The organism is Anaerotignum lactatifermentans (genome assembly GCF_016902535.1).
Classification (GTDB): Bacteria; Bacillota; Clostridia; order Lachnospirales; family Anaerotignaceae; genus Anaerotignum; species Anaerotignum lactatifermentans_A.
On the sequence record NZ_JACSNY010000066.1, the window covers coordinates 1 to 231 of the forward strand.

The following is a 231-nucleotide window of genomic DNA, read 5'->3' on the forward strand; positions in this document are numbered from 1 at the left end:
AGAAAGAAATCCTGCCGAAGCTCTCATTCTTAATATCTTCGTTCGACTTGCATGTGTTAAGCACGCCGCCAGCGTTCATCCTGAGCCAGGATCAAACTCTTATGTTAAAGTTTAATGCCTAACCAGTTAATCTGGCTATCCTCCGGTTTTTTCGAAACCGGCAAACTCTTGTCATTTATCAGCAGAATCATCTGCCGTTGAATTGACTATGGGTTGTAAGTTTATTTCTGC

The 231-nt window shown here is 42.0% G+C and carries 1 rRNA gene; it reads right to left on the reverse strand.

Annotation, left to right across the window (positions count from 1 at the left end):
• A 16S ribosomal RNA gene (locus tag H9X84_RS12880) occupies nt 1-107 on the reverse strand; the annotation flags it as partial.
• Nucleotides 108-231 lie beyond the last annotated feature (124 nt).